Source organism: Streptococcus sp. 11273D007BT, from assembly GCF_053547195.1.
This window is the reverse complement of record NZ_JBPWPE010000001.1, coordinates 1155470-1180055: the sequence shown is the minus strand read 5'-3', so window position 1 is coordinate 1180055 and position 24586 is coordinate 1155470. Positions and strand designations below refer to the sequence as shown.

At 41.1% G+C, this 24586-nt stretch carries 15 protein-coding genes and 3 pseudogenes; 16 read left to right on the top strand and 2 right to left on the bottom strand.

Annotated elements, in window-relative coordinates; genetic code table 11:
- Positions 1-12: 12 nt before the first annotated feature.
- Together ACEE75_RS06020 and ACEE75_RS06015 are read right to left on the bottom strand one after the other, a co-directional pair.
- Positions 13-858: a nucleotidyl transferase AbiEii/AbiGii toxin family protein gene (locus ACEE75_RS06020; RefSeq protein WP_074390955.1), complete on the bottom strand. Its 846-nt coding sequence runs from the start codon at positions 856-858 to the stop codon at positions 13-15.
- A complete protein-coding gene (locus tag ACEE75_RS06015) occupies positions 855-1445 on the bottom strand; it encodes a type IV toxin-antitoxin system AbiEi family antitoxin domain-containing protein (protein WP_024401254.1) in 591 nt (196 codons plus the stop codon). Before ACEE75_RS06015 ends, ACEE75_RS06020 begins: the two co-directional genes overlap by 4 nt.
- 280 nt (positions 1446-1725) lie before the next feature.
- Between ACEE75_RS06015 and ACEE75_RS06010 the strand changes: the two genes are divergently transcribed.
- The 16 genes and pseudogenes from ACEE75_RS06010 (at position 1726) to ACEE75_RS05935 (ending at position 24328) form a co-directional block, all read left to right on the top strand.
- On the top strand, positions 1726-6750 hold the full coding sequence (locus ACEE75_RS06010) for an SspB-related isopeptide-forming adhesin (RefSeq protein ID WP_449173585.1): 5025 nt from the start codon (positions 1726-1728) through the stop codon (positions 6748-6750).
- A complete protein-coding gene (locus ACEE75_RS06005; RefSeq protein ID WP_029173155.1) occupies positions 6751-6942 on the top strand; it encodes a thrombospondin type 3 repeat-containing protein in 192 nt (63 codons plus the stop codon).
- Positions 6926-7477 (top strand): hypothetical protein, encoded by a 552-nt coding sequence (locus ACEE75_RS06000; RefSeq protein WP_449164869.1) that lies wholly within the window; start codon positions 6926-6928, stop codon positions 7475-7477. The genes ACEE75_RS06005 and ACEE75_RS06000 overlap by 17 nt, the downstream gene beginning before the upstream one ends.
- Before the next feature lie 48 nt (positions 7478-7525).
- Positions 7526-12976, top strand: a pseudogene (locus ACEE75_RS05995) (DEAD/DEAH box helicase family protein); the annotation flags it as partial.
- Positions 12977-13485: 509 nt separating this feature from the next.
- Complete coding sequence (locus ACEE75_RS05990; protein WP_044979937.1) at positions 13486-15264, top strand: reverse transcriptase/maturase family protein; 1779 nt, start codon at positions 13486-13488, stop codon at positions 15262-15264.
- Positions 15265-15356: 92 nt separating this feature from the next.
- Positions 15357-16745 (top strand): annotated as a pseudogene (locus tag ACEE75_RS05985) (helicase-related protein); the annotation flags it as partial.
- A 70-nt stretch (positions 16746-16815) separates the two neighbouring features.
- On the top strand, positions 16816-17115 hold the full coding sequence (locus tag ACEE75_RS05980) for a DUF5962 family protein (RefSeq protein ID WP_024401832.1): 300 nt from the start codon (positions 16816-16818) through the stop codon (positions 17113-17115).
- 13 nt (positions 17116-17128) lie between these two features.
- Positions 17129-17419 (top strand): DUF5966 family protein, encoded by a 291-nt coding sequence (locus ACEE75_RS05975; protein WP_002935084.1) that lies wholly within the window; start codon positions 17129-17131, stop codon positions 17417-17419.
- 95 nt (positions 17420-17514) lie between these two features.
- Entirely contained in the window at positions 17515-18246 is a 732-nt protein-coding gene (locus tag ACEE75_RS05970) for a hypothetical protein (RefSeq protein WP_002935082.1), read from the top strand.
- Positions 18186-18560: a TnpV protein gene (locus tag ACEE75_RS05965; protein WP_001129922.1), complete on the top strand. Its 375-nt coding sequence runs from the start codon at positions 18186-18188 to the stop codon at positions 18558-18560. The genes ACEE75_RS05970 and ACEE75_RS05965 overlap by 61 nt, the downstream gene beginning before the upstream one ends.
- Positions 18561-18926: 366 nt before the next feature.
- Positions 18927-20846: a TetM/TetW/TetO/TetS family tetracycline resistance ribosomal protection protein gene (gene tet(O), locus ACEE75_RS05960; protein ID WP_248029508.1), complete on the top strand. Its 1920-nt coding sequence runs from the start codon at positions 18927-18929 to the stop codon at positions 20844-20846.
- A gap of 51 nt (positions 20847-20897) precedes the next feature.
- Positions 20898-21071 (top strand): cysteine-rich KTR domain-containing protein, encoded by a 174-nt coding sequence (locus ACEE75_RS05955; RefSeq protein ID WP_002779755.1) that lies wholly within the window; start codon positions 20898-20900, stop codon positions 21069-21071.
- A 487-nt stretch (positions 21072-21558) separates the two neighbouring features.
- Positions 21559-22071, top strand: a complete 513-nt coding sequence (locus tag ACEE75_RS05950) for a sigma-70 family RNA polymerase sigma factor (RefSeq protein ID WP_000241709.1) — start codon at positions 21559-21561, stop codon at positions 22069-22071.
- A gap of 94 nt (positions 22072-22165) precedes the next feature.
- Positions 22166-22591 carry a sigma-70 family RNA polymerase sigma factor gene (locus ACEE75_RS05945; RefSeq protein ID WP_000323895.1) on the top strand — a complete coding sequence of 142 codons (426 nt, stop codon included), beginning with the start codon at positions 22166-22168 and terminating at the stop codon, positions 22589-22591.
- 83 nt (positions 22592-22674) lie between these two features.
- A pseudogene (locus ACEE75_RS05940) lies at positions 22675-23149 on the top strand (RNA polymerase sigma factor).
- Positions 23150-23302: 153 nt separating this feature from the next.
- The gene (locus ACEE75_RS05935) at positions 23303-24328 is read left to right on the top strand and encodes an AAA family ATPase (RefSeq protein ID WP_014636623.1); all 1026 of its coding nucleotides are present in this window, start codon (positions 23303-23305) and stop codon (positions 24326-24328) included.
- Positions 24329-24586: the final 258 nt, after the last annotated feature.

Genomic DNA, 24586 nt, shown 5'->3' with positions numbered 1-24586 from the left:
TTTTTGTCACGATTAATCAGAATTTATAGAAATGAGAACTGTTATGAGACGAATCATCTCATCAAGAACATCTGCAAGTGAAATCCCTTTTGTATAGCTATATTTTTTTGAATAATTTTGCCATTGTTTATTCTGAATAGGGTCAGATTTGAACCTCTCGAGTAGTTCAATAATCTTTACAAAATCGAGTTCTGTTTCGCGATATGAAAATGTTCTCTGACAGGCATTTCTCAACTGAATGAAGTCAATGTCTTCTTTCTTCAGTTTTGAAAGAATATAAACATCGTAAAAATCTTTGCTTCTACTGTTCAAGAAGTTACGTGAATAGATGGTTTGAAGTTTTTCAGCTAGAATTGTTTCAATTGTATAAGCAATGATTGGAAAATTGTCTTCATCAAAAATAGCTTTATAGTCGTATGTAATCGGCTGAGGAGTTACAACATCACCTGTCGCAATATCCAAATGGATAACTTGTTTAATATTCTCAAGTTGGCACGAAATTGTTGCTCGATAGCCACCATAGTCATCACTTTCTTTAATAGCTGTGATTGATTGAATCACAAAAGATATACCTTCTTCGGAATCTGCTAAAATTTCCTTGAGTTGCTGCTTCACAGTATCTTCTGAAAGTGTTATTTGATGGAACAAAAAATCAATATCAACCGTGCTACGAGATTCAACTCCGATAACATTTGACAGTAGGAATCCTCCTTTGAATATATAGTGATTTGAATAGGTACTCTGACTTAATTTTTTCAAAATCACTTCAAGAAAGTAATAGGTCATCACGGAATTAAAGGTTAATCCAGTATTCTTTGATATTTTATGACAGAGTGCTGTTAGCTTAGCTTTATTCATACTAGGACCTCCAGAGTTTGTTTGACCTTGTCCAAAGTGTTCATTTTTGTCGCATATTCATAGAGTTTTGTAAGATTTTTTTTAGAATAGTTTCCGTAATGTTGAAGTGTTTTGACAAAAAGCTCAGTATCTATTTTTTCTCGATGAATCACAAAATCACAGATAATACGTTCTAAATCATACACACTTACCTCGTTTCCCATAGGGGTTTTTACAAGTGTAATTCCCAGTTCGCTATATTCCTTAGAAACGGAATGAATGTTCAGATTTGCTGGAGGAGTATTAAAACGGTAGCCTCTAGGAATGGTTACGTCAAAATATTGAGGAATTTCATCTGTAAATTGTTGCAGGTAAAGCGCTGAGATATAAGAGAAAATAGCCTTGGGATAACGGTACTGAAAGAAGTAGTATTCGTCGTAGTCTCCATTCTGGGTTAGGAAAATTCCTTTTTCGACGCGGTATAGAATCCCTTCTTTTTCTAGTCTTGTCAAATATATTGTTGGAATCTTTAGAGCTTTACAATCTTTATAGGTGATAATGCCATTGTGGTTTTCTATAAATTCAAGTAGAATCTCTTTTTTTGACATACTTACTCCTTCCAATGTTGCTTTTATACTACAATTTTACAATATTTGTAGTGCAAAAGCAACATTTTCTTTTACATTAATGTATTGTGATAACAAAATCAAGCCTTCTTTTTTATGATGGTATTGAACTTGGGCTACGAGCTGTACAAAAAAGAGAGTTTCTCATAGAACGGAAAGTTCTTCGTTAAAACTCCTATTTTTGTCGTGCTCGCTTAACGCCCTCGTATCTAATAAAGAGTGACAGTTTGTTGCTACATAAAAAAGAAAAGAAGGACTATTTATGACCAAAACATGTAATCATCACTTTCTTGTCAATCAGGAAAAAGGCGAGAAACACGTCTTTCGCAAGAGTAAAAAATATCGTACTTTATGTTCCGTTGCCCTTGGAACCATGGTGACGGCTGTTGTTGCTTGGGGAGGAACGGTTGCACATGCTGATGAAGTTACAACTTCAGTTGACTCCACCATTCAACGAACGGAGAATCCAGCCACGAATTTACCAGAAGCACAACCAACCCCTGTTTCTGAACAAACTGAAAGTTTAGGGTCAACTGGGCAATCTAACGGTGCAATTGCAGTCACCGTACCGCATGATACGGTAACACAAGCAGTTGAAGAGGCAAAGGCTGAAGGTGTTTCTACGGTTGAAGATAGTCCAATGGACTTAGGGAATACAAGATCTGTGTCAGAGACCAGCCAACAAATTTCAAAAGCAGAAGCAGATGCCCAAAACCAAGTTGTGGCTATCAATGAAGTTACTGAAACCTACAAAGCTGACAAAGCGATATACGAATCGAATAAAGCCCGCATTGAACAAGAAAATATGGAGCTGTCACAGGCCTACGAAGGGGTCAACCAAACTGGTAAAGAGACAAATGCTTGGGTTGATACTAAAGTCAATGACCTAAAAACTCGGTATGCAGATGCTGATGTGACAGTAAAAGAACAAGTAGTTTCATCAGGAAATGGGACATCTGTACTTGACTATACAAAATATGGCAAGGCTGTTGAAACCATTCAATCAACTAACGAACAAGCTGTAGCGGATTATCTAACAAAGAAAACCAAGGCAGATGATATTGTTGCGAAAAACCAAGCCATTCAAAAAGAAAACGAAGCTGGACTTGCTAAGGCAAAGGCAGATAATGAAGCCATTGAAAGGCGTAATCAGGTAGGTCAAGCAGCTGTTGATGCTGAAAACCGTACAGGTCAAGCCGCAGTAGATCAAGCAAATCAGGAGAAACAACAATTAGTTTCAAATCGTGCAGCCGAGATTGAAGCTATTACTAAACGAAATCAAGATAAAGAAGCCACAGCCAGAAAAGAGAATGAAGCGATTGATGCCTACAATGCCAAAGAATTGGAACGCTATCAACGTGACTTGGCCGAGATTTCGAAAGGTGAAGAAGGTTATATTTCTGAAGCCCTTGCTCAAGCCCTCAATCTCAATAACGGTGAACCCCAAGCACAACATGGGGCCATTACCCGAAATCCTGATCAGATTATTTCAACTGGCGATGCTATGCTGGGTGGCTACTCAAGAATTTTGGATTCAACAGGATTCTTTGTCTATGACAGCTTCAAAACAGGTGAGACTCTTAGTTTTAACTATCAAAATCTTCAAAATGCACGATTTGATGGTAAAAAGATTAATCGAGTGACTTACGATATTACCAACCTTGTATCACCAGCTGGAACCGATGCCGTGAAATTGGTTGTGCCAAATGATCCTACCGAAGGCTTCATTGCCTATCGAAATGACGGAAACGGTGATTGGCGAACAGACAAGATGGAGTTTCGTGTAGTTGCCAAGTATTTCTTGGAAGACGGTTCACAAGTTACCTTCTCCAAAGAAAAGCCTGGAGTCTTCACACATTCTTCCCTCAATCATAATGACATTGGTCTAGAATATGTCAAGGATTCATCTGGGAAATTTGTGCCGATTAATGGCTCAACCGTTCAAGTGACTAATGAAGGTCTAGCACGTTCTTTGGGTTCCAACCGTGCAAGTGATTTGAATTTACCTGAGGAATGGGATACCACATCAAGTCGTTATGCTTATAAAGGAGCTATTGTCTCAATAGTTACATCAGGCAATACCTACACAGTAACCTTTGGGCAAGGCGATATGCCACAGAATGTTGGATTGTCTTACTGGTTTGCTTTAAATACCCTACCAGTGGCACGTACAGTAACACCATATAGTCCCAAACCTCATGTAACGGTGGAACTTGAACCCATTCCAGAACCTATTACGGTAACACCAGATATCTATATTCCAAAAACTTTTACACCAGAAAAGCCTGTGACCTTCACGCCAAAGCCTTTGGATGAAGTAGTGCAGCCTAATCTGACCTTGACTAAGGTAACCTTACCTGTCAGACCTATTCCAAAAGAACTTCCAACGCCACCACAAGTACCAACTGTCCATTATCATGCGTACCGTTTGACGACAACTCCAGAGATTATGAAAGAAGTGGTCAATAGTGACCAAGCTAATCTTCATGAGAAAACTGTCGCAAAAGATTCAACGGTGATTTATCCCTTAACAGTTGATGCCTTATCGCCCAATCGTGCCCAAACGACTAGTCTCATTTTTGAGGACTACTTGCCTGCTGGTTACCTCTTTGATAAGGAAACAACACAAAAAGAGAATGGAAACTATGTCCTTAGCTTTGATGAGACTAAGAATTTTGTGACCTTGACCGCAAAGGAAAACTTGTTGCAGGAGGTAAATAAAGATTTAACCAAGGTTTATCAACTGACCGCTCCAAAACTCTATGGTTCTGTTCAAAATGATGGGGCAACCTATTCCAATAGTTACAAACTCCTTTTGAACAAGGAAAACTTGTTGCAGGAGGTAAATAAAGATTTAACCAAGGTTTATCAACTGACCGCTCCAAAACTCTATGGTTCTGTTCAAAATGATGGGGCAACCTATTCCAATAGTTACAAACTCCTTTTGAACAAGGGTACAACCAATGCTTACACAGTCACTTCAAATGTTGTAACGGTTCGTACACCAGGTGATGGGGAGACAACCACACTCATTACACCAGATAAAAACAATGAAAATGCGGATGGTGTCCTCATTAATGACATGGTCGTAGCCCTTGGCACAACCAACCACTACCGATTGATTTGGGATTTGGACCAGTATAAGGGAGATCGTTCTGCTAAAGAGACAATTGCACGAGGCTTCTTCTTTGTGGACGATTACCCAGAGGAAGTGCTCGATGTGGTGGAAAATGGCACGGCTATAACAACCCTTGATGGTCAGAAGGTATCAGGAATAACGGTTAAAAACTATGCTTCACTAAATGAAGCCCCTAAAGACCTTCAAGATAAATTAGCTCGTGCTAAGATTACACCGACAGGTGCCTTTCAAGTCTTTTTGCCGGATGACAACCAAGCCTTTTATGACCAGTATGTTCAAACAGGAACTTCTTTAGCTCTTTTGACCAAAATGACGGTGAAAGATAGTCTCTATGGTCAAACTAAGATCTATACAAACAAGGCTTATCAAGTTGATTTTGGAAATGGCTATGAAACCAAGGAAGTGACCAACACCCTTGTTTCTCCAGAACCCAAGAAACAGAACCTCAATAAAGACAAAGTGGACATCAATGGGAAGCCCATGTTAGTGGGAAGTCAAAATCACTATACTCTCTCATGGGACTTGGACCAATACCGAGGGATTAAAGCAGACAACTCTCAGATTGCACAAGGTTTTTACTTTGTGGATGATTATCCAGAAGAAGCTTTATTGCCGGATGAAGCAGCTATTCAGTTTGTCACATCTGATGGCAAAACAGTTTCAGGAATCACGGTGAAGTCTTATTCTCAATTATCAGAAGCTCCTAAAACGCTACAAGCAGCCCTTTTGGAACAAAAAATTCAGCCTAAAGGAGCTTTTCAAGTTTTCATGCCTGAAGACCCACAAGCCTTTTATGAATCTTATGTGACCAAGGGGAAGAATATTATCATTGTCACTCCGATGACGGTTTTGGAAACCATGCTTAATTCAGGGAACTCTTATGAAAATGTGGCTTATCAGGTGGACTTTGGGCAAGCCTATGAAACCAATACAGTGACAAATTTTGTCCCTAAAGTAACTCCACATAAGTCTAATACCAATCAAGAAGGTATTTCAATTGATGGAAAGACTGTTCTTCCGAATACGGTCAATTATTACAAAATTGTCTTGGATTACAGTCAATACAAGGACATGGTCGTGACGGATGATGTTCTTGCCAAGGGATTTTACATGGTAGACGATTACCCAGAAGAAGCCCTTACCCTAAATCCTGATGGCATTCAAGTTTTGGATAAGGCTGGCAATCGTGTATCTGGTATCTCTGTCAGCACATACGCTAGTTTGTCAGAAGCTCCGAAAGTCGTCCAAGATGCCATGGCTAAACGTCAGTTTACACCTAAAGGAGCCATTCAGGTCCTTAGTAGCGATGATCCCAAAACCTTTTATGAGACCTATGTGAAGACTGGTCAAACCTTAGTTGTCACGCTTCCGATGACGGTAAAAAATGAGTTGACCAAAACAGGTGGTCAGTATGAAAATACAGCCTATCAGATTGATTTTGGCTTGGCCTATGTCACGGAAACAGTGGTCAATAATGTTCCCAAACTAGACCCACAAAAAGATGTGGTGATTGACTTGTCTCATAAGGATGAGAGCCTTGACGGGAAAGAAGTGGCCTTGCATCAAACCTTTAACTATCGCTTGGTTGGAGCGATGATTCCAAGCAATCGTGCGACTGATTTATTTGAATATGGTTTTGAAGATAACTATGATGAAAAGCATGATGAGTATAATGGTGTTTATCGCAGCTATCTGATGACGGATGTCATCCTCAAAGACGGTTCTGTCTTAAAAGAAGGAACGGAGGTTACGAAATATACCTTGCAACAAGTGGATACAGAAAATGGCCTAGTGTCAATTTCATTTGATAAATCCTTCTTAGAGACTGTCTCTGATGATTCAGCCTTTCAGGCAGATGTTTACCTTCAAATGAAACGGATTGCGGCTGGTCAGGTGGAGAATACCTATCTCCATACAGTGAATGGCTATGTCATCAGTTCAAATACAGTTGTAACACATACACCTCAACCTGAAGAACCAAGTCCAAATCAACCCACTCCACCTCAACCACCGATTGAGTCTCTTGAACCACCTGTTCCAGCAAGCATTTTGCCAAATACAGGGGAACAGGAATCCCTTTTGGGCTTAATTGGAGCTGGTATTCTACTTGGTACGGCTTATGGACTGAAGAGAAAGGAGGAGAAGTAGATGAATCCAAAAAGCATTTATGAAAAGGATTCAGACCTGGATGGTCTGACAGATGCTCAGGAACTAGCTTTGGGAACCAATCCGCAGTCTGTTGACACAGATGGTGATGGTCAAGCTGATTTAGAAGAGCTACAATCTGGACATTCACCACTAGTCCCACAAAAGGAGTTGTGTGATGGCTTGGAACTTTGACACCATAAAAGAGGCTTTGTCTGAAATGGAGAAGGTTAATTACCAAGAGTTTATCAAAGCCTTTCTCTCTTTGGAATTAAGTATTTCTGATAGAACAATCCTCAATCAGGTTTATCAAGATTATATGGATGAGGGTGACCTATCCTTGATTAGTGATGAGCTACGAGTTAAAGTTGATAGTTATCAGGATGAAGTAAAAGCTGATATGACTGATATTCTGGAAAAGCTGTACCGAACAGGTGAAGGCTCTAGTTTTATTATGGATTTAATGTCCTCCAATAGTCTCTCAGACACCTTGGAACAGTATGAGGTTTTGGATAGTGACGATTATTCACCACTTAGCCTTGAAACCTTACAGGCCATGATTCAACAGGACTTGGCTATTTCCAGTCAGGATTATTTTGGAGATTTGGTTCACCTTGCCTTGCAAAAAGATTTACTAGACCAGAAAAGTCATTTCTTACAACACTATGTGGCAACTGTAATGGAAGGTATTCCACAAGAAAGAGACCAACGAGCCTTGGTCCTAGATTAACGCAAAGGGCTGAGAAAAACTCTCAGCCCTTTTAAAATGGGAGGGAAAATGAATCAAGAAGTCTTACTACAAATGATGAGAGCCACCATTCCTCGTGATAGAGCCCTGCTTGAGGAATTTTTATATTACCAAGCAGAGCATTTTGATGAGGAGTGGGATAGTCTTATTCGTCAGTTTTTGACCAATAGGCAGGGAATCAAAAGATCTGTTCAGGTACTTCACTTTGAGACAGATGTTTCAGCTTTTGTCCAGGCTAGTCCTTATGATACTGCTCATGATCTATTGACCTATACACAAGTTTTCGGCCAAACTGGTCTCCAAAAACTCGACAAACTATCGCCGTCTGAAAAAGACTTGGTGATTGAAGTGGCCTTGTTCAATCTGGCCACTCGTTTTCAACTATTAGACTCAAATGGACACTACCAAACTATTTCACCAGATTCTCTATTACAAAAGAGTAGGGGAGCTAATTTGGTCAATGTGTATCGTGTGGCTAATAATTTAGCGGATCGTATTAGCCGAGATATTGAACAGTTTCTCTTAACTTACGAGCCTGAGCTTGAAACAAGAGCCGATGAAACTATTCTAGAAAATGAAGAAACTGTTGATGAGCACAAAACAAGTGTTCATCAAGCAATATCTTTTCGAGAAGAGGGCTCTCTGGTTATTGCTAGTTTGGATGTAGATTTGTCTCAACTAGATGTTCAAACAGGAAAAACCAGTCATCTGCCAGCTTATGAGGAGTTATCTTTACGACGTAAATTTGAGATACTAACATATTTTGACCAAATTCGAAATGAACGTTCCAAAGTCCCAAGTTTTAGACGAGGTGATTTTGACACAGAGATGGAAATGACACCAGTCTTTGATGGCGAGGAATTACTTACCTATCTCGAGGCTGGTGGCAGTCCCTATGAGCTGAAACGAACGCTGACTACAGTCGAAGAAAAGGAATTAGAAAAAATTGGACGAGCCATTAGGACAGAAAATCAAGAAAAATTGACTCAGCTAGGGATTGATTTATCTCAGTTTGACCCAGACCGAGTCGGTATTTTATTGGATGCGGCTGGTCGTTTTCGTTTAAAAAATGCGGACCTTGCTTTACTAGGTGGCTATCCCAAAGCCTCGGTAACTCAACTAGCCCTTGCGACAGAACTACTCCAAATGGGACTAAATCATGAAAAGGTTGAATTTTTCTTTGGCAGTCAACTATCTTTAGAAGAGTTGCGACAGGTTGCTTATGCCTTTTTACACCAAGAACTCAGCAGAGAAGATGCGGAGCAATTTGAAAAAGATAAAGGTAATCAGCCAGATTTAACCCTTAGAGATTGGAAAAGCAAGCTAGAGAAAGCTGAGACGAAAGAAGTAGTTGATGAAGAATTCGCGGAAAATCCACTGGTTCAGAGAGTCTTGGACACTTATCCTCTGGGGTCATTGGTTTCCTATAAGGGACAGGACTTTGAGGTCGTGTCCGTCAGCGATGCTCGATTGAACGGTTTGATTCGGATTGAGTTAGTCAATGACTTTTCGGATATCATTGAACAAAATCCAGTTCTTTATGTGAGGACCTGGGAAGAAGTCAGTCAGGCACTTCATCAGCCAAAGGCAGAACCACAAACAGAGTTAGAAGAAGCGGACCAAGAACTAAATCTTTTTTCATTTCTGGAAGAGGAGCCAGTTCAGAGTATTGGACTATTGGAACCAGATGGTTCAGAAAAAGGTCATAACGATACTGATCTTGAAGAAACAGATAATCAAATTCCTGAAGAGGAAGTCGTCGAAACAATTCCAGAGATTCCAGTAATGGACTTTTATTTTCCAGAAGATATGACGGACTTTTATCCAAAGACTGCTAGAGATAAGGTTGAGACAAACATTGCGGCCATTCGTTTGGTTAAAACACTTGAAACGGGACACCGTCAGGCAAGTAAAAATGAACAAGAACTCCTTGCCAAGTATGTAGGCTGGGGTGGACTAGCCAATGAATTTTTTGATGACTATAATCCAAAATTTTATAAGGAACGAGAAGAACTGAAAAGCCTAGTCACAGGTAAAGAGTATTCGGATATGAAACAGTCCTCTCTGACAGCCTATTACACAGACCCAGCCCTGATTCGTCAGATGTGGGATAAGTTGGAAAGAGATGGTTTTACAGGTGGCAAAATCCTAGATCCTTCCATGGGAACAGGGAATTTTTTTGCAGCAATGCCCAAGCACTTAAGAGAAAAGAGTGAGTTATATGGTGTGGAATTAGATACTATTACAGGAGCTATTGCCAAACACCTTCATCCAAATAGTCACATTGAAATTAAGGGCTTTGAGACGGTGGCTTTTAACGACAATAGTTTTGATTTGGTGATTTCAAATGTGCCCTTTGCCAATATTCGAATTGCGGATAACAGGTACGATAGGCCTTACATGATTCATGACTACTTTGTCAAAAGGTCACTTGATTTGGTCCATGATGGTGGACAAGTAGCGATTATCTCTTCCATAGGAACTATGGATAAGCGAACAGAAAACATCTTACAAGATATTCGTGAGACAACTGAATTTTTTGGTGGGGTTCGACTGCCTGATTCTGCCTTTAAGGCCATTGCGGGAACGAGTGTCACAACGGATATGTTATTCTTCCAGAAACACCTGAACAAGGAATATGTGGCAGACGACTTAGCCTTTTCAGGTTCCATTCGTTATGATAAGGATAGTCGCATTTGGCTCAATCCTTATTTTGATGGGGAATACAATAGCCAAGTGCTAGGAACCTACGAGATCAGAAATTTTAACGGCGGAACACTTTCTGTTAAGGGGACTAGTGATGACTTGATTGCAAGTGTTGAAACAGCTCTAAATCACGTTAAGGCCCCAAGAGAGATTGATAGAAATGAGGTCATCATTAACCCAGATGTGTTGACCAAACAAGTCAATGATACCTCCATTCCAGCTGAAATGAGGGAAAATCTAGGTCAGTACAGTTTTGGTTATCAGGGTTCTACAGTTTACTATCGAGATAACAAAGGCATTCGAGTCGGAACCAAGACGGAAGAAATCAGTTACTATGTCGATGAAGAGGGCAACTTCAAAGCATGGGACACCAAACATTCTCAAAAGCAGATTGATCGCTTTAATGCCTTAGAAGTGACTGATAACACTGCTCTGGATGTCTATGTGACCGATGATGCAGCCAAACGTGGTCAGTTTAAGGGGTATTATAAAAAGACAGTTTTCTATGAAGCTCCATTGTCTTATAAAGAAGTGGCACGTATCAAAGGAATGGTCGATATTCGCAATGCCTACCAAGAAGTTATTGCCATTCAACGCTATTATGACTATGATAAGGAGACCTTTAACCACTTGTTAGGCAAACTCAATCGTACCTATGATAGCTTTGTCAAACACTATGGGTATTTGAATAGTGCTGTGAACCGCAATCTTTTTGATAGTGATGATAAGTATTCGCTTCTTGCTAGTTTGGAAGATGAAAGTCTGGATCCAAGTGGAAAGTCTGTTATCTATACTAAATCCCTTGCTTTTGAGAAGGCTTTAGTGCGTCCTGAAAAAGAGGTTAAAAAGGTACATACTGCCCTTGATGCCTTAAATTCGAGCTTGGCTGACGGACGTGGTGTTGATTTCGATTATATGATGTCTATCTATCAGGTTGAATCGAAGATGACCTTGATTGAGGAATTAGGCGACCTCATTATGCCTGATCCTGAGAAGTATTTGAATGGAGAATTGACCTATGTTTCTCGCCAAGACTTTCTGTCAGGTGATGTCGTCACTAAGTTAGAAATGGTAGATCTATTCGTCAAACAAGACAATCAGGACTTTAACTGGTCACATTATGCAGGACTTCTAGAAGCTATCAAACCAGCACGTATTACTTTGGCAGACATTGATTATCGAATCGGTTCACGCTGGATTCCTTTGTCTGTTTACGGAAAATTTGCCCAAGAAACCTTTATGGGGAAAGCCTATGAACTGTCAGACCAAGAAGTAGCAATAGTCCTTGAAGTTAGTCCCATTGACGGGGTTATCACTTACCAATCTAAATTTGCCTACACCTATTCCAACGCAACGGATAGGAGTTTAGGTGTCCCTGCTTCACGCTATGATAGTGGTCGAAAAATCTTCGAAAATCTCCTGAATTCCAATCAACCAACGATCACAAAACAAATTGTTGAAGGGGATAAGAAAAAGAATGTGACGGATGTAGAGAAAACAACAGTCCTGCGTGCCAAGGAAACACACCTACAGGAATTCTTTCAAGATTTTGTAGCAAGGTATCCAGAAGTCCAACAGATGATTGAAGACACCTATAACAGTCTCTATAATCGTACAGTATCAAAGGTCTATGATGGTAGCCATTTAACCATTGATGGACTTGCCCAGAATATTTCCTTACGTCCTCACCAAAAGAATGCCATTCAACGGATTGTGGAGGAGAAACGTGCCCTACTAGCTCATGAAGTTGGTTCAGGTAAAACACTTACCATGCTTGGGGCAGGATTCAAACTGAAAGAACTCGGAATGGTACATAAACCACTTTATGTGGTCCCTTCTAGTTTGACTGCCCAGTTTGGTCAAGAAATCATGAAATTTTTCCCTACCAAGAAAGTCTATGTGACTACTAAGAAAGACTTTGCCAAAGCCAAACGTAAGCAGTTTGTGTCTCGGATTATTACAGGGGACTATGATGCCATTGTCATTGGGGATTCACAATTTGAGAAGATACCGATGAGTCGTGAAAAACAGGTCACCTATATCAATGACAAACTTGAGCAACTCAGAGAAATTAAACTAGGAAGTGACTCTGATTACACGGTGAAAGAAGCGGAACGTTCGATTAAGGGATTGGAACACCAGTTGAAAGAACTCCAAAAACTAGAGCGAGATACCTTTATCGAATTTGAAAACCTTGGAATTGATTTTCTTTTTGTGGATGAGGCTCATCACTTCAAGAATATCCGTCCAATCACTGGACTTGGGAATGTAGCTGGCATTACCAACACAACTTCAAAAAAGAACGTGGATATGGAAATGAAAGTGAGACAGGTTCAGGCAGAGCATGGAGATAGAAATGTCGTTTTTGCGACAGGAACACCAGTTTCTAACTCTATTAGTGAACTTTTCACCATGATGAATTACATTCAACCTGATGTTTTAGAGCGATACCAGGTATCCAATTTTGATTCATGGGTTGGGGCTTTTGGGAATATTGAAAACTCTATGGAACTAGCCCCGACAGGAGATAAGTACCAACCCAAGAAACGGTTCAAGAAATTTGTCAACCTTCCTGAACTCATGCGAATCTACAAGGAAACTGCCGATATTCAGACCTCAGATATGCTCGACTTACCTGTACCTGAAGCTAAGATTATTGCGGTGGAAAGCGAGTTAACGCAAGCTCAGAAATACTATTTAGAAGAGCTGGTAGAGCGATCGGACGCTATCAAGTCAGGTAGTGTTGATCCAAGTAGAGATAACATGCTTAAAATCGTGCGCTGTTAAGCGTAAAAATGTATCTCCCTCACAGAGGGATATTATTGAAAGTAAATAATAGGAACAACTAACTAACCTAGCGGGGAAACCCAAAGGGGACAATAGCATGTTAGTAAAGCGGATAAGGAGCGAGTTACAACGCTTTGATGTGCCGCAAGTTCCGTAACCTATGGTTAAGGCTAAACTGCTTGAACCTCAATTCTGACTAGGTGCAAAGCATCGCCCATCGGAAAGTAACTGAGACCGATGTTACTGTATATTCGTTGTTGTGATTTTGGACGAATAACTTTCTACAGTAAAAGAGCATACGATAAGTATGAATAAAGGAATGAGTGAGGAACCTAAGGGTTACTAGAACGTACATTTTTAACGAATAGCAGGATTGCCTAAGAGGGGAGACCCTTATGGTAACGGAGTCACCGTAGTAGTCCGAGCAAGGGAAATCCTTGTACATGGCGAAGGGTGACAGGTAATTTCGATTAGTTAGAAAGGATTAGGTGCGTGGGATGCGTACAGCCAAAACTATTTTAACGGTCATTCATGAACGTGGAAAACAAGATAAACCACTCGAAAGGGTTTATAAGTTACTATTTAATCGAGAACTCTATCTGATAGCCTATGCAAAGTTATACCCGAATAATGGAGCAATGACAAAGGGTGTTACAGAGGAAACGATTGATGGAATGTCTATTCAAAAAATAGATATGATTATTGAACAATTAAGACAAGAAACCTATTACTGGAGACCAGCTAGGAGAGAGTACATTCCTAAAAAGAATGGAAAACACCGTCCTTTGGGAATACCAGTATGGAGTGATAAACTTCTTCAGGAAGTGATTCGCATGATATTAGAAGCCTATTATGAGCCACAATTTAGTGAACATTCTCATGGTTTTAGACCAAAAAGAGGGTGTCATACAGCTTTACAAGAAATTCAGACTTGGAAAGGGACACGTTGGTTCATAGAAGGAGATATCTCTAGTTATTTTGACAAGATTGACCACGATGTATTAATCACTATGTTGTCTAGACAAATTCAGGATGGTAGGTTTATTAGGCTTATCAAAAATATGCTTGAGGCAGGATATCTTGATGATTGGAAGTTTCACAAGACTATTAGTGGAACACCGCAAGGTGGAGTTATTAGTCCTTTATTAGCTAATATCTATTTACATCAATTTGATAAGTGGGTCGGTGAAGAACTGATACCTCAATATAAAAGAGGTAAAAAGCAGAAAGCAAACTCAGCCTATAATCGTTTGAGTAGAAGAATTAAATGCTATCAGGTTAAAGGAGATTATAAAAAAGCTCATCAGTTAATTGTTGAGAGAAGAAATCTCCCTTCAGTTGATACTTATGATACCAGCTATCGTAGATTAAGATATGTTCGGTATGCGGATGACTTTATTCTAGGCTTTACAGGTTCAAAAGCTGAGGCAAAAGCTATAAAGAAGCAAATTGGAGACTTTTTAAATACTAAGTTATCTTTGGAACTTTCTCAAGAAAAGACTTTGATTACCCATGCGACTGGAGAATCAGCTAAATTTCTGGGATATGAGATAAAAGCACAACGTGTCAATGATTATATTGATAACAAAGGGAGACGGAGTGCCAATGGTGTTATCGCATTATTTGTACCTGCATCAGTTATTGAAAGCAAATGCCGCCAATACATGAAAAATGGTAAAGCTATTCATCGTAATAACTTATTGCATGATGATGACTTTAGTATCGTTCAAACTTACCAACAAGAATATAGAGGGCTGGTTCAATATTATATATTGGCACAAAATTTGTCATGGTTCTCAAAAGTCTATTGGTATATGGAAACATCACTCCTTAAAACATTAGCATTTAAACATAAGTCATCCATTAATAAAATGTTAGCTAAATATAAGACTACCACAACTAGCACGAATGGCCGAACTGTGCCGTGTTTACAGGTAGTTGTGCCTCGAGAAGATAAACCTCCTCTAGTTGCAACGTGGGGTGGCATTTCACTTTCTTATAAAAAGAAAGCTGTAATAGAAGATGCTCCGTATCAAGTTTATGGTGGTCGAACAGAGCTTATCAAGCGATTACTCGCAAATAAGTGTGAGCTATGTGGAAGTGAGGAGAACATAGAGGTACATCATATCAGAAAATTAGCAGACTTGAACAAACACAATGGGAAATTAGTTCCAAAGTGGAAAGAAATCATGTCAGCAAGATGTCGAAAAACGCTAGTGACTTGTCGGGATTGTCACCATGCAATACATAATGGTTCAATAAATACACGTTTATGAAATGAAATTACTGGAGAGCCGGATGATGCGAAAGTATCATGTCCGGTTCGGTGGGGGGATGATGGAAAAGGGGTCGCAATGACTACCTCGCTAGTATCCTACCCTACACAGGAGAAGCCAGAAAACTAGCCATTGATATGCGGTTGATTGACCCTGCTTACTCCTTATCGGATAATCAGAAAATCCTTCAAGTAGTCGATAATGTCGAGCGGATTTACCGTGAAGGAGCTGAATACAAAGCCACTCAGATGATTTTCTCTGATATTGGAACACCTAAAAGTAAGGAAGAAGGCTTTGATGTCTACAACGAACTGAAAGCTTTGCTGGTTGATCGAGGGATTCCAAAAGAAGAAATTGCCTTTGTCCATGATGCCAATACCGATGAGAAGAAAAACTCTCTCTCACGAAAGGTCAATAGTGGGGAAGTACGGATTCTCATGGCTTCGACTGAAAAAGGTGGAACGGGTCTAAACGTACAATCACGCATGAAAGCTGTTCACCATTTAGATGTTCCATGGCGTCCCTCAGACATTGTCCAGCGAAATGGTAGATTGATTCGTCAGGGAAACATGCACCAGGAGGTAGATATTTATCACTATATTACTAAAGGGAGCTTCGACAATTACCTCTGGCAGACACAGGAGAATAAGCTCAAATACATTACGCAGATAATGACCTCAAAAGATCCTGTGAGATCAGCTGAAGACATTGATGAACAAACCATGACTGCTTCTGACTTTAAGGCTTTAGCCACTGGTAATCCCTACCTTAAGCTCAAAATGGAGTTGGAAAATGAACTGACAGTTTTAGAAAATCAAAAACGCGCCTTTAATCGCTCCAAAGACGAGTATCGCCATACCATTTCCTATAGCGAGAAGCACCTCCCTATTATGGAAAAACGGTTGAGTCAATATGATAAAGATATTGCCCAATCTTTGGCAACAAAGTCGCAAGATTTTGTCATGCAATTTGACAATCAAGCAATAGATAATCGTGCTGAAGCTGGGGACTATCTGCGTAAACTCATCACCTATAACCGCTCAGAGACCAAGGAAGTCAAAACGCTTGCCAGCTTTAGAGGATTTGATTTGAAAATGACAACACGTGGTCCTAGTGAGCCTTTACCAGAGACTGTTTCTTTGATGATTGTAGGCGATAACCAATATACAGTCGCCCTTGATTTGAAATCAGACGTGGGAACCATTCAACGGATCAGTAATGCCATTGACCATATTTTGGATGACCAAGAAAAGACGCAAGAGCTGGTAAAGGATTTAAAAGATAAGCTACAAGTAGCCAAAGTTGAAGTTGAGAAAATCTTTCCCAAGGAAGAGGAATATCAGCTTGTAAAGGCTAAGTATGATGTCTTGGCTCCCTTGGTTGAAAAAGAAGCAGAGATTGAAGAGATAGATGCAGCTTTGGCCAAGTTTAGTGAAGATACAACAGCCCAAAAGAAGCAACAACTAGCACTCGAGATATAAGAAAAAAGGCTGACAAATATTTTTGAACGCGGTAAAATGAAGTCAAGAAATCACAAAAGGAGAACAGACCATGACCAAAACAGTAGAAGAAATGCGTTATCAACTTGAAGAATGGTTGTCACAAGGCTTTACGAGTTCAGAAGATAGGGCAAACTACCAAACTTTAAAGGAACAGTATGAAGATGAGACCTTTGATTACAGTTTTTCAAGGCGTGAAATTACTGGACAGCTGGAAATCATCATCACAAATCGTGAGAATGATTTTCCAAGCTTAGATAAGGTGACGAAGGCAGAATACCTTGATTTGGTTGCCCAACTTGATGATTTAGACAAGAGACAGGCTGACTACTATCGCAAGCAATTAGCCTAGAAAGAGGTGTAAGATGTTGGAGCAAATTCTACAAAGCCTTTTGATTATCGCAGCAATAGGACTGATGTTGTTTGTCCTTTATCGGATTGTGAAAGTTTCAGGTGCTTTATTTCTTATCGGACTCATCAGTGGATTAGTCTTTATTGAAATCTATGGAGTTTACCTCTTCTTTACTGAGAGATACCTCTATTCAGAAGATTTAGCAACTAATGGAGTTTGGAGTTTTACAGGATTTTTTATTGCTTTGAATCTATTTCTCGTTTTAAGCTTTATTATAAAGTGGTGGAGAAATAGAATAGTTTAACACGGAGGATTACCGATTGGTAGTCCTTTTTCTTGTGATAAATTTTCCAAGATAATCTTGTTATGATTTGGCTATCACTAATAAAGGAGTAAGCCATGTTAAATAAAGTGAAAGCTCGATTTCTGATTGGAGTAGGAGGTTTAATCGCAGTCAGTTTTATGGTCATGATTGGCTATACGATTGGCTCACAATCCGTTTCAAAACAAACTGAGCACCAAATACGAGCAGAAGCCAATAAACTTGTGACAAAGGAAAAGCAAGAGGAAAGAGCGACAGTCCTATCAGATGAGCTTGTCAAAGAATTTCTCACACAATATTTCACCAAGGTCCAACTAGGAGAAAATAACACTCGTATCAAGCCCTACATGACGGACTCGGCATTTTCAGAAGAGGAAGCAAATCAGAATAAAGCGATCAATCAAGTTTATAAAGATTATATGCTGGACTACCGATTTGACTCAGCGAGTATCTATGTCAATACAGAAAGCAATGTTGCACTTGCGGAAGTTACCTATCAAGTGACCTATGTATCTGACTTGAGTGAGCAGCAACAGCGAACTACTCAGACAGAAACCAAGACGGTTATGTTATCCTACTCCAAAGTTTCCGACAAGCTCCTGGTTAATCAGTTGACCATTTGGAATGGGAAACTGGAGGACATGAAAGAAGCAACAGATGGAGCCAATTCCAGCATACCAACGATTCAAGGATGTAGGACGGATTTTGCGGACATTCAAAATAAAAAAGAATGTGGAGGTAACAGACAATGGCAAAATCATTATTTGAGGAACTGGGCGGCAAATACGAAAGGCAAGGGGATTATTTGATACCGTGCTTAACTGTACCCGCCGAAGAAGAACAGGCAATAGGCATCTGGGGGCAACGGCATTTAGATTATCTAAAACAGTACCGTAAAGTTACATACACCAATCTTCTTACAAGCGGCAGGCTAAACGCCTACCTTGCCGACATCAACAGACAGGCACAGGAACGCTTTGAAAGGCTCATAGAGGGTATGAAACAGGCACAGGGCATAACGGAACAGCTAAAGGCAGAAAACGCCTTAGAATGGACAGGATGCCTCAATAACATAAGGGCTTGTGCGAGGGAGATTGTGGAAAAGGAAATTATTTTTGCATAAACAGATGATTAGTGGCAGGGGGAAATCCTGCCGCTTTTTCTGCTTTAGTTTGTCAGCTTGACAAATAAAGGGTTAAGGAATATAATTAGATTCAGTATTATACAAGGAGTTAATAAATATGCGGCAAGGTATTCTTAAATAAACTGTCAATTTGATAGTGGGAACAAAAAGTAGCAGTCCCGTTTCACTTTTAATATGGGGCTTAGTTTTTTGTACCCAGTTTAAGAATACTTTTATCATGTAATTTTATATGCCCGAAAACATATAAGTGTTTTGGGGCTATTGGAGTTATTTACCCAGTGATAGGAGTATTTATCACTGGGTATTTTTATGCCCTTTTTTGGGTGTTGATAGGAGGAAAATCACATGAAAATAATTAACTTAGGCATTCTGGCTCACGTTGACGCAGGAAAGACAACATTAACGGAAAGTTTATTGTATACCAGTGGTGCAATTGCAGAACCAGGGAGCGTAGATAAAGGCACAACAAGGACAGATACAATGAATTTGGAGCGTCAAAGGGGAATCACTATCCAGACAGCAGTGACATCTTTTCAGTGGGAGGATGTAAAAGTCAACATTATAGATACGCCAGGCCATATGGATTTTTTGGCGGAAGTATACCGTTCTTTATCCGTATTAGACGGAGCAGTATTATTAGTTTCTGCAAAGGATGGCATACAGGCACAGACCCGTATACTGTTTCATGCACTACAGACAATGAAGATTCCGACAATTTTTTTCATCAATAAAATTGACCAAGAGGGGATTGATTTGCCAATGGTATATCAAGAAATGAAAGCAAAGCTTTCTTCGGAAATTATAGTGAAGCAAAAGGTTGGGCAGCATCCCCATATAAATGTAACGGACAATGACGATATGGAACAGTGGGATGCGGTAATTATGGGAAACGATGAACTATTAGAGAAATATATGTCAGGGAAACCGTTTAAAATGTCAGAACTGGAACAGGAAGAAAACAGGAGATTCCAAAACGGAACGTTATTTCCCGTTTATCACGGAAGTGCTAAAAACAATCTGGGGATTCGGCAGCTTATAGAAGTAATTACAGGCAGGCTTTATTCATCAACGCCCAAAGAACAGTCTGAACTATGCGGGCAGGTTTTTAAGATTGAATATTCAGAAAAAAGGAGGCGTTTGGCTTATGTGCGTCTGTACAGCGGCGCATTGCATTCGAGGGACGTTGTCAGAATATCAGAAAAAGAGAAAATAAAAATTACAGAGATGAGTATTCCTACAAACGGTGAATTGTGTTTAGCAGATACGGCTTACTCTGGTGATATTGTAATTTTACCAAATGATGTTTTGCAGCTAAACAGTATTTTGGGGAACGAAATACTGTTGCCGCAGAGAAAATTTATTGAAAATCCGCTCCCTATGCTCCAAACAACAATTGAAGTAAAGAAATCCGAACAGCGGGAAGTGTTGCTTGAGGCACTTACAGAAATCTCAGATGGCGATCCTCTTTTAAAGTATTACGTGGATACTACAACGCATGAGATTATACTTTCTTTTTTGGGGAATGTGCAGATGGAAGTCATTTGTGCCATCCTTGAGGAAAAATATCATGTGGAGGCAGAAATAAAAGAGCCTACTGTTATATATATGGAAAGACCGCTTAGAAAAGCAGAATATACCATCCACATAGAAGTCCCGCCAAATCCTTTCTGGGCTTCTGTCGGGTTGTCCATAGAGCCGCTCCCTATTGGAAGCGGAGTGCAGTATGAAAGCAGAGTTTCACTTGGATATTTAAATCAATCGTTCCAAAATGCGGTTATGGAGGGGGTTCTTTATGGCTGCGAGCAGGGGCTGTATGGATGGAAAGTGACAGACTGTAAAATCTGTTTTGAATATGGATTGTATTATAGTCCTGTAAGTACCCCCGCAGACTTTCGGCTGCTTTCCCCTATCGTATTGGAGCAGGCTTTAAAAAAAGCAGGGACAGAACTATTAGAGCCATATCTCCACTTTGAAATTTATGCACCGCAGGAATATCTCTCACGGGCGTATCATGATGCTCCAAGGTATTGTGCAGATATTGTAAGTACTCAGATAAAGAATGACGAGGTCATTCTGAAAGGAGAAATCCCTGCTAGATGTATTCAAGAATACAGGAACGATTTAACTTATTTCACAAATGGGCAGGGAGTCTGCTTGACAGAGTTAAAAGGATACCAGCCAGCTATTGGTAAATTTATTTGCCAACCCCGCCGCCCGAATAGCCGTATAGATAAGGTTCGGCATATGTTCCACAAGTTAGCTTAACAGCTTGCAAAAGTCATATAAAATGAGATTTGAAAGGATTAGAGACTAATTATGATGAAATGCGAATGGATATTGTGTCCTGTTTGTGGGAGCAAAACCCGTAATAAAATTAGGAAGGACACTGTTTTGGAGAATTATCCCCTTTATTGTCCAAAATGCAGACAAGAAAGATTGATTAAAGTTGACAACTTGAAGATAACTGTCATCAAAGAGCCAGACGCTTAAGACGCAGAGCCGATGAAATTGTGGAACAATTCACGAATCATCGGCTCTTTTTGTTTCGTATTTGAAAGAACAAACTCACCAAATAAAAAAAACGATATTCGGGTGGGTTATTTTGTTATACCCTAAATTACCCTCTGAATTTGTTTTTAAATTTGGAGGGATTTTTTTATGTCCTTTTTTCGGGCAGTTATCTATCTGCTCATACGAAGCAAAATTTATCAATACATAGCATATCAGAGAACGGCAGGAAACCAGTTAAAAAAATTTCTGCCAGTGCAACGGTACTTCTCACCTTGAAAGTAGAAGTACAATCTCCATACAATAGAATTACTATTTCCTATAACCGTAAAGGTCACAGAGCCTTTGCGGTTTTTCTTTTGTCGATTTTTGTTGGAAAGTGCCGTAGGGCTGTTTCTGATATGCGGTGTCGTTCTCCGCCTCTCCATCTGGATTTTTTACATTTCAAAAATTCAGATGGGAGGTATTTATGGTGAAATATGCACCAAGAAAGGTATATATCAGAGAAAGTGGCGGCTATGTGGAATTATCCTACACGGAGTTCTGCCGTTGCAGGGAATCCGACCAGACCTATATGGACAAGCTGTTTATCCCCATTCAAGGCTGTCTGCTTGAAGTCGTGAGGGAGCAATACACAGACTTCTACCGTGACAAGGAACGGTGGCGTTATCTGCAAAAATTAGATACAAAGAATAGACTGCTATCTCTCGACGGATTTACGGACAGCGAGGGGAATCCTCTGGACTTTATCACTGATGAAGCGGTGGACATTGCAGAAACCGTTGTCAATGCGGTCATGGTGGACAGGCTGAAAGCCGCCCTGCCTTTGCTGTCGGATAGTGAACAGGAGCTGATACAGGCAATCTTTTTTGACGGACTTTCCGAGCGTGAAGTCGGGGCGAGGTTGGGCATAACCCAGAGCGTTGTAAACAAACGCAAAGCCAGAATCCTAATAAAACTAAGAAAGATAATAGAAAATTAAAATTTAAGGCGTTCAGCCCCCTTGTTTTTTCCTTTGGGAAGATGAGGGGGCTTTTCTCTGCCCTCTCAATCAATTCTGATTGGAGGAAGTAAGAATGGCATACAACCACGGACGGGAGGACAGGAAATGGCGTATCTGGAAAGAAGCGGAGGAAAAGCTGCTGCGTGAGTGCGGCGTTGATGAAGCGACCATTGAGCAGATACGCATGGCGGACAGGGCAGACTTCAATTCCAACAGGCGGTTTTACCGATGGACGAATGACGTTGCGGAATATCTTGAGGACATGGCAGGCAGGGAGCGGCAGGCGGAAGTGGGTACGGTTGCGGAGTTACTGGAAGAGATTGAGAGCGAAAATCTCTATCAAGTATTAGTCACGGTGGACGGGCGTACCTTGAAAATCGTCCTGCTGAAAATGCAGGGGTATTCCACAAAGGAGATTGCCCCGCTTGTGCATTTGACAACTGGTGCCATCTATGCGAGGTTAGACCATCTGCGGAAGAAGCTGCGGAAAATTTTATAGCTTCTAAAACAGCCTGCCATCCTGCGGGCTACTGGGTGAGGGATGGAAATCCCCTCACTCATTTTTTGCAGGAGGACAACAGGATGGCATACAGGGTTAAGGCATACACGCTTCGGGAGGAATCCACGGAAAGCGGCACAAGGTATTTTATCAGCTTTAAGGACGGGCAGGGCAAATCCCACGAGTTGGAAGTGTCGGAACAGTTCTTTATGGAGTTTCGGCAGATGGAGCGCAGGAACAGGAATCTTTTCTAATGGGACGAGCGGCACAGGGAGTTTAACGAGGTATGGGACGAAACCCTTTACAGACGGGCGTTGCGTGTGCCTAAGAGCCTTGATGAACGCATGGTTGAGGAAGAACGGAATGAAACGCTCTATAAGGCGGTTGGGAGCCTTCCAGAGATACAAAGGCGGCGTTTCCTGCTCTACTACGAGTATGAGTTCAATTTTTACCAAATCGCCGCTATGGAGCATTGCACCGCTTCGGCAATACAGAAATCTGTTGCGATTGCAAAGGAGAAAGTAAAGGCGGAAATTGAAGAAATATCTCCAACCGTGACCGACACCGCCCGAAAAAGAAATCTGTTTTTTATTTGTGTGGGATTGGCGGCATTACATACTCTCACTTTTTTCGTGGGAGTAAATCTATTTTTAAGGAGGTCAACGCCTATGTGCAACAAAAACAAGATAACTGCCCGAAAGGAGGAAACCCATGCAGAAGTTACAGACAGTCAACGCCGAAACGCTCCTTTATGAGCCGCTTGAGAAGCCGTCCTTTGTGGTGGACAGCCTTATCCCCACAGGCTTGTCGCTGTTCTGCGGCTCACAGAAGATAGGCAAGAGCTGGCTCATGCTGAAGCTGTGCTTATGCGTGTCGCAGGGAATCCCCTTATGGGACATGACGACAATGGAGGGCGATGTGCTTTACCTCTGCCTTGAGGACACGTTCTGCCGCATACAGGACAGGTTATTTCGTTTGACGGACGAAGCAAGCGGGCGGCTCCACTTTGCCGTGGCAAGCTGCAAGCTGTCAGACGGTCTTATCGTGCAGCTTGAAGATTATCTGAAAGATTACCCAGACAGCAGGCTCATTGTCATTGATACCTTGCAGAAAGTCCGTACAGCTTCAAAAGACAATGCCTATGCAAGCGACTATGGGGACATCTCCCTCATCAAAGACTTTGCCGACAGGCACTCTCTGGCGGTCATTGTCGTACACCACATCCGAAAGCAGAATGACAGCGACGTGTTCAACAAGGTGTCTGGGACGACAGGATTAACGGGGAGTGCGGACGCTACCTTTGTTCTGGAAAAGGAGAAACGTGCGTCTGACACCGCCAAGCTGTATGTGACGGGCAGGGACACGCCTTATCAGGAATACACGCTGCGTTTCCGTGATTGCCGTTGGGAGCTTGTGGAGCGGAAAACGCAGGAGCAGCTTGCGAAAGAAACGATACCAGATGTCCTTTTTCGGTTGGTGGATTTTATGAGGGATAAGGAAGAATGGATAGGCACGGCAACGGAACTGTTAGCCGCTATGGGGGAAACGGAAACCATACCCACGGTGATTACGAAATGGCTGAATGAATACCGCACCACATTTTTAAGCGAGAACCGTATCTGCTACCAGTACAGCCGCAGGAAAGACGGCAGGCGGATTGCCCTTGCAAGGAGGGCGGGTGACAGCGGTGATGGTGGTGACAGCGATATTAGGATACCCCCCTGTTACTGTCATTGACGCTTAAAGCCATGTAAAGCTGGCGGCTCTGCCCTGCGGGTGACAGCAGTGACGGTGGTGACAGTGATTTTAGGATACCCTGCCGCTGTCATCCCTACGGGAGAACACCCCGTAAACGCAAAATGCAGGCGTGAGATTTACTCGCCCTTTTCGGTCGTGTAAAACCACCCCTGCGGTCAGAAAAATCATTCCGATTTTTCCGACTGCGTTTACAGGGTGTAACACACTACACTTTGCCCTGCAAAGTCGTGTGCCAGA

What these genes read in the sequence shown, in the direction of transcription:
- ACEE75_RS06020 (WP_074390955.1), bottom strand. Translation starts at nt 858, where the DNA reads ATGAATAAAGCTAAGCTAACAGCACTCTGTCATAAAATATCAAAGAAT.
- ACEE75_RS06015 (WP_024401254.1), bottom strand. Translation starts at nt 1,445, where the DNA reads ATGTCAAAAAAAGAGATTCTACTTGAATTTATAGAAAACCACAATGGC.
- ACEE75_RS06010 (WP_449173585.1), top strand. Translation starts at nt 1,726, where the DNA reads ATGACCAAAACATGTAATCATCACTTTCTTGTCAATCAGGAAAAAGGC.
- ACEE75_RS06005 (WP_029173155.1), top strand. Translation starts at nt 6,751, where the DNA reads ATGAATCCAAAAAGCATTTATGAAAAGGATTCAGACCTGGATGGTCTG.
- ACEE75_RS06000 (WP_449164869.1), top strand. Translation starts at nt 6,926, where the DNA reads ATGGCTTGGAACTTTGACACCATAAAAGAGGCTTTGTCTGAAATGGAG.
- ACEE75_RS05990 (WP_044979937.1), top strand. Translation starts at nt 13,486, where the DNA reads ATGCGTACAGCCAAAACTATTTTAACGGTCATTCATGAACGTGGAAAA.
- ACEE75_RS05980 (WP_024401832.1), top strand. Translation starts at nt 16,816, where the DNA reads ATGACCAAAACAGTAGAAGAAATGCGTTATCAACTTGAAGAATGGTTG.
- ACEE75_RS05975 (WP_002935084.1), top strand. Translation starts at nt 17,129, where the DNA reads ATGTTGGAGCAAATTCTACAAAGCCTTTTGATTATCGCAGCAATAGGA.
- ACEE75_RS05970 (WP_002935082.1), top strand. Translation starts at nt 17,515, where the DNA reads ATGTTAAATAAAGTGAAAGCTCGATTTCTGATTGGAGTAGGAGGTTTA.
- ACEE75_RS05965 (WP_001129922.1), top strand. Translation starts at nt 18,186, where the DNA reads ATGGCAAAATCATTATTTGAGGAACTGGGCGGCAAATACGAAAGGCAA.
- ACEE75_RS05955 (WP_002779755.1), top strand. Translation starts at nt 20,898, where the DNA reads ATGATGAAATGCGAATGGATATTGTGTCCTGTTTGTGGGAGCAAAACC.
- ACEE75_RS05950 (WP_000241709.1), top strand. Translation starts at nt 21,559, where the DNA reads ATGGTGAAATATGCACCAAGAAAGGTATATATCAGAGAAAGTGGCGGC.
- ACEE75_RS05945 (WP_000323895.1), top strand. Translation starts at nt 22,166, where the DNA reads ATGGCATACAACCACGGACGGGAGGACAGGAAATGGCGTATCTGGAAA.
- ACEE75_RS05935 (WP_014636623.1), top strand. Translation starts at nt 23,303, where the DNA reads ATGCAGAAGTTACAGACAGTCAACGCCGAAACGCTCCTTTATGAGCCG.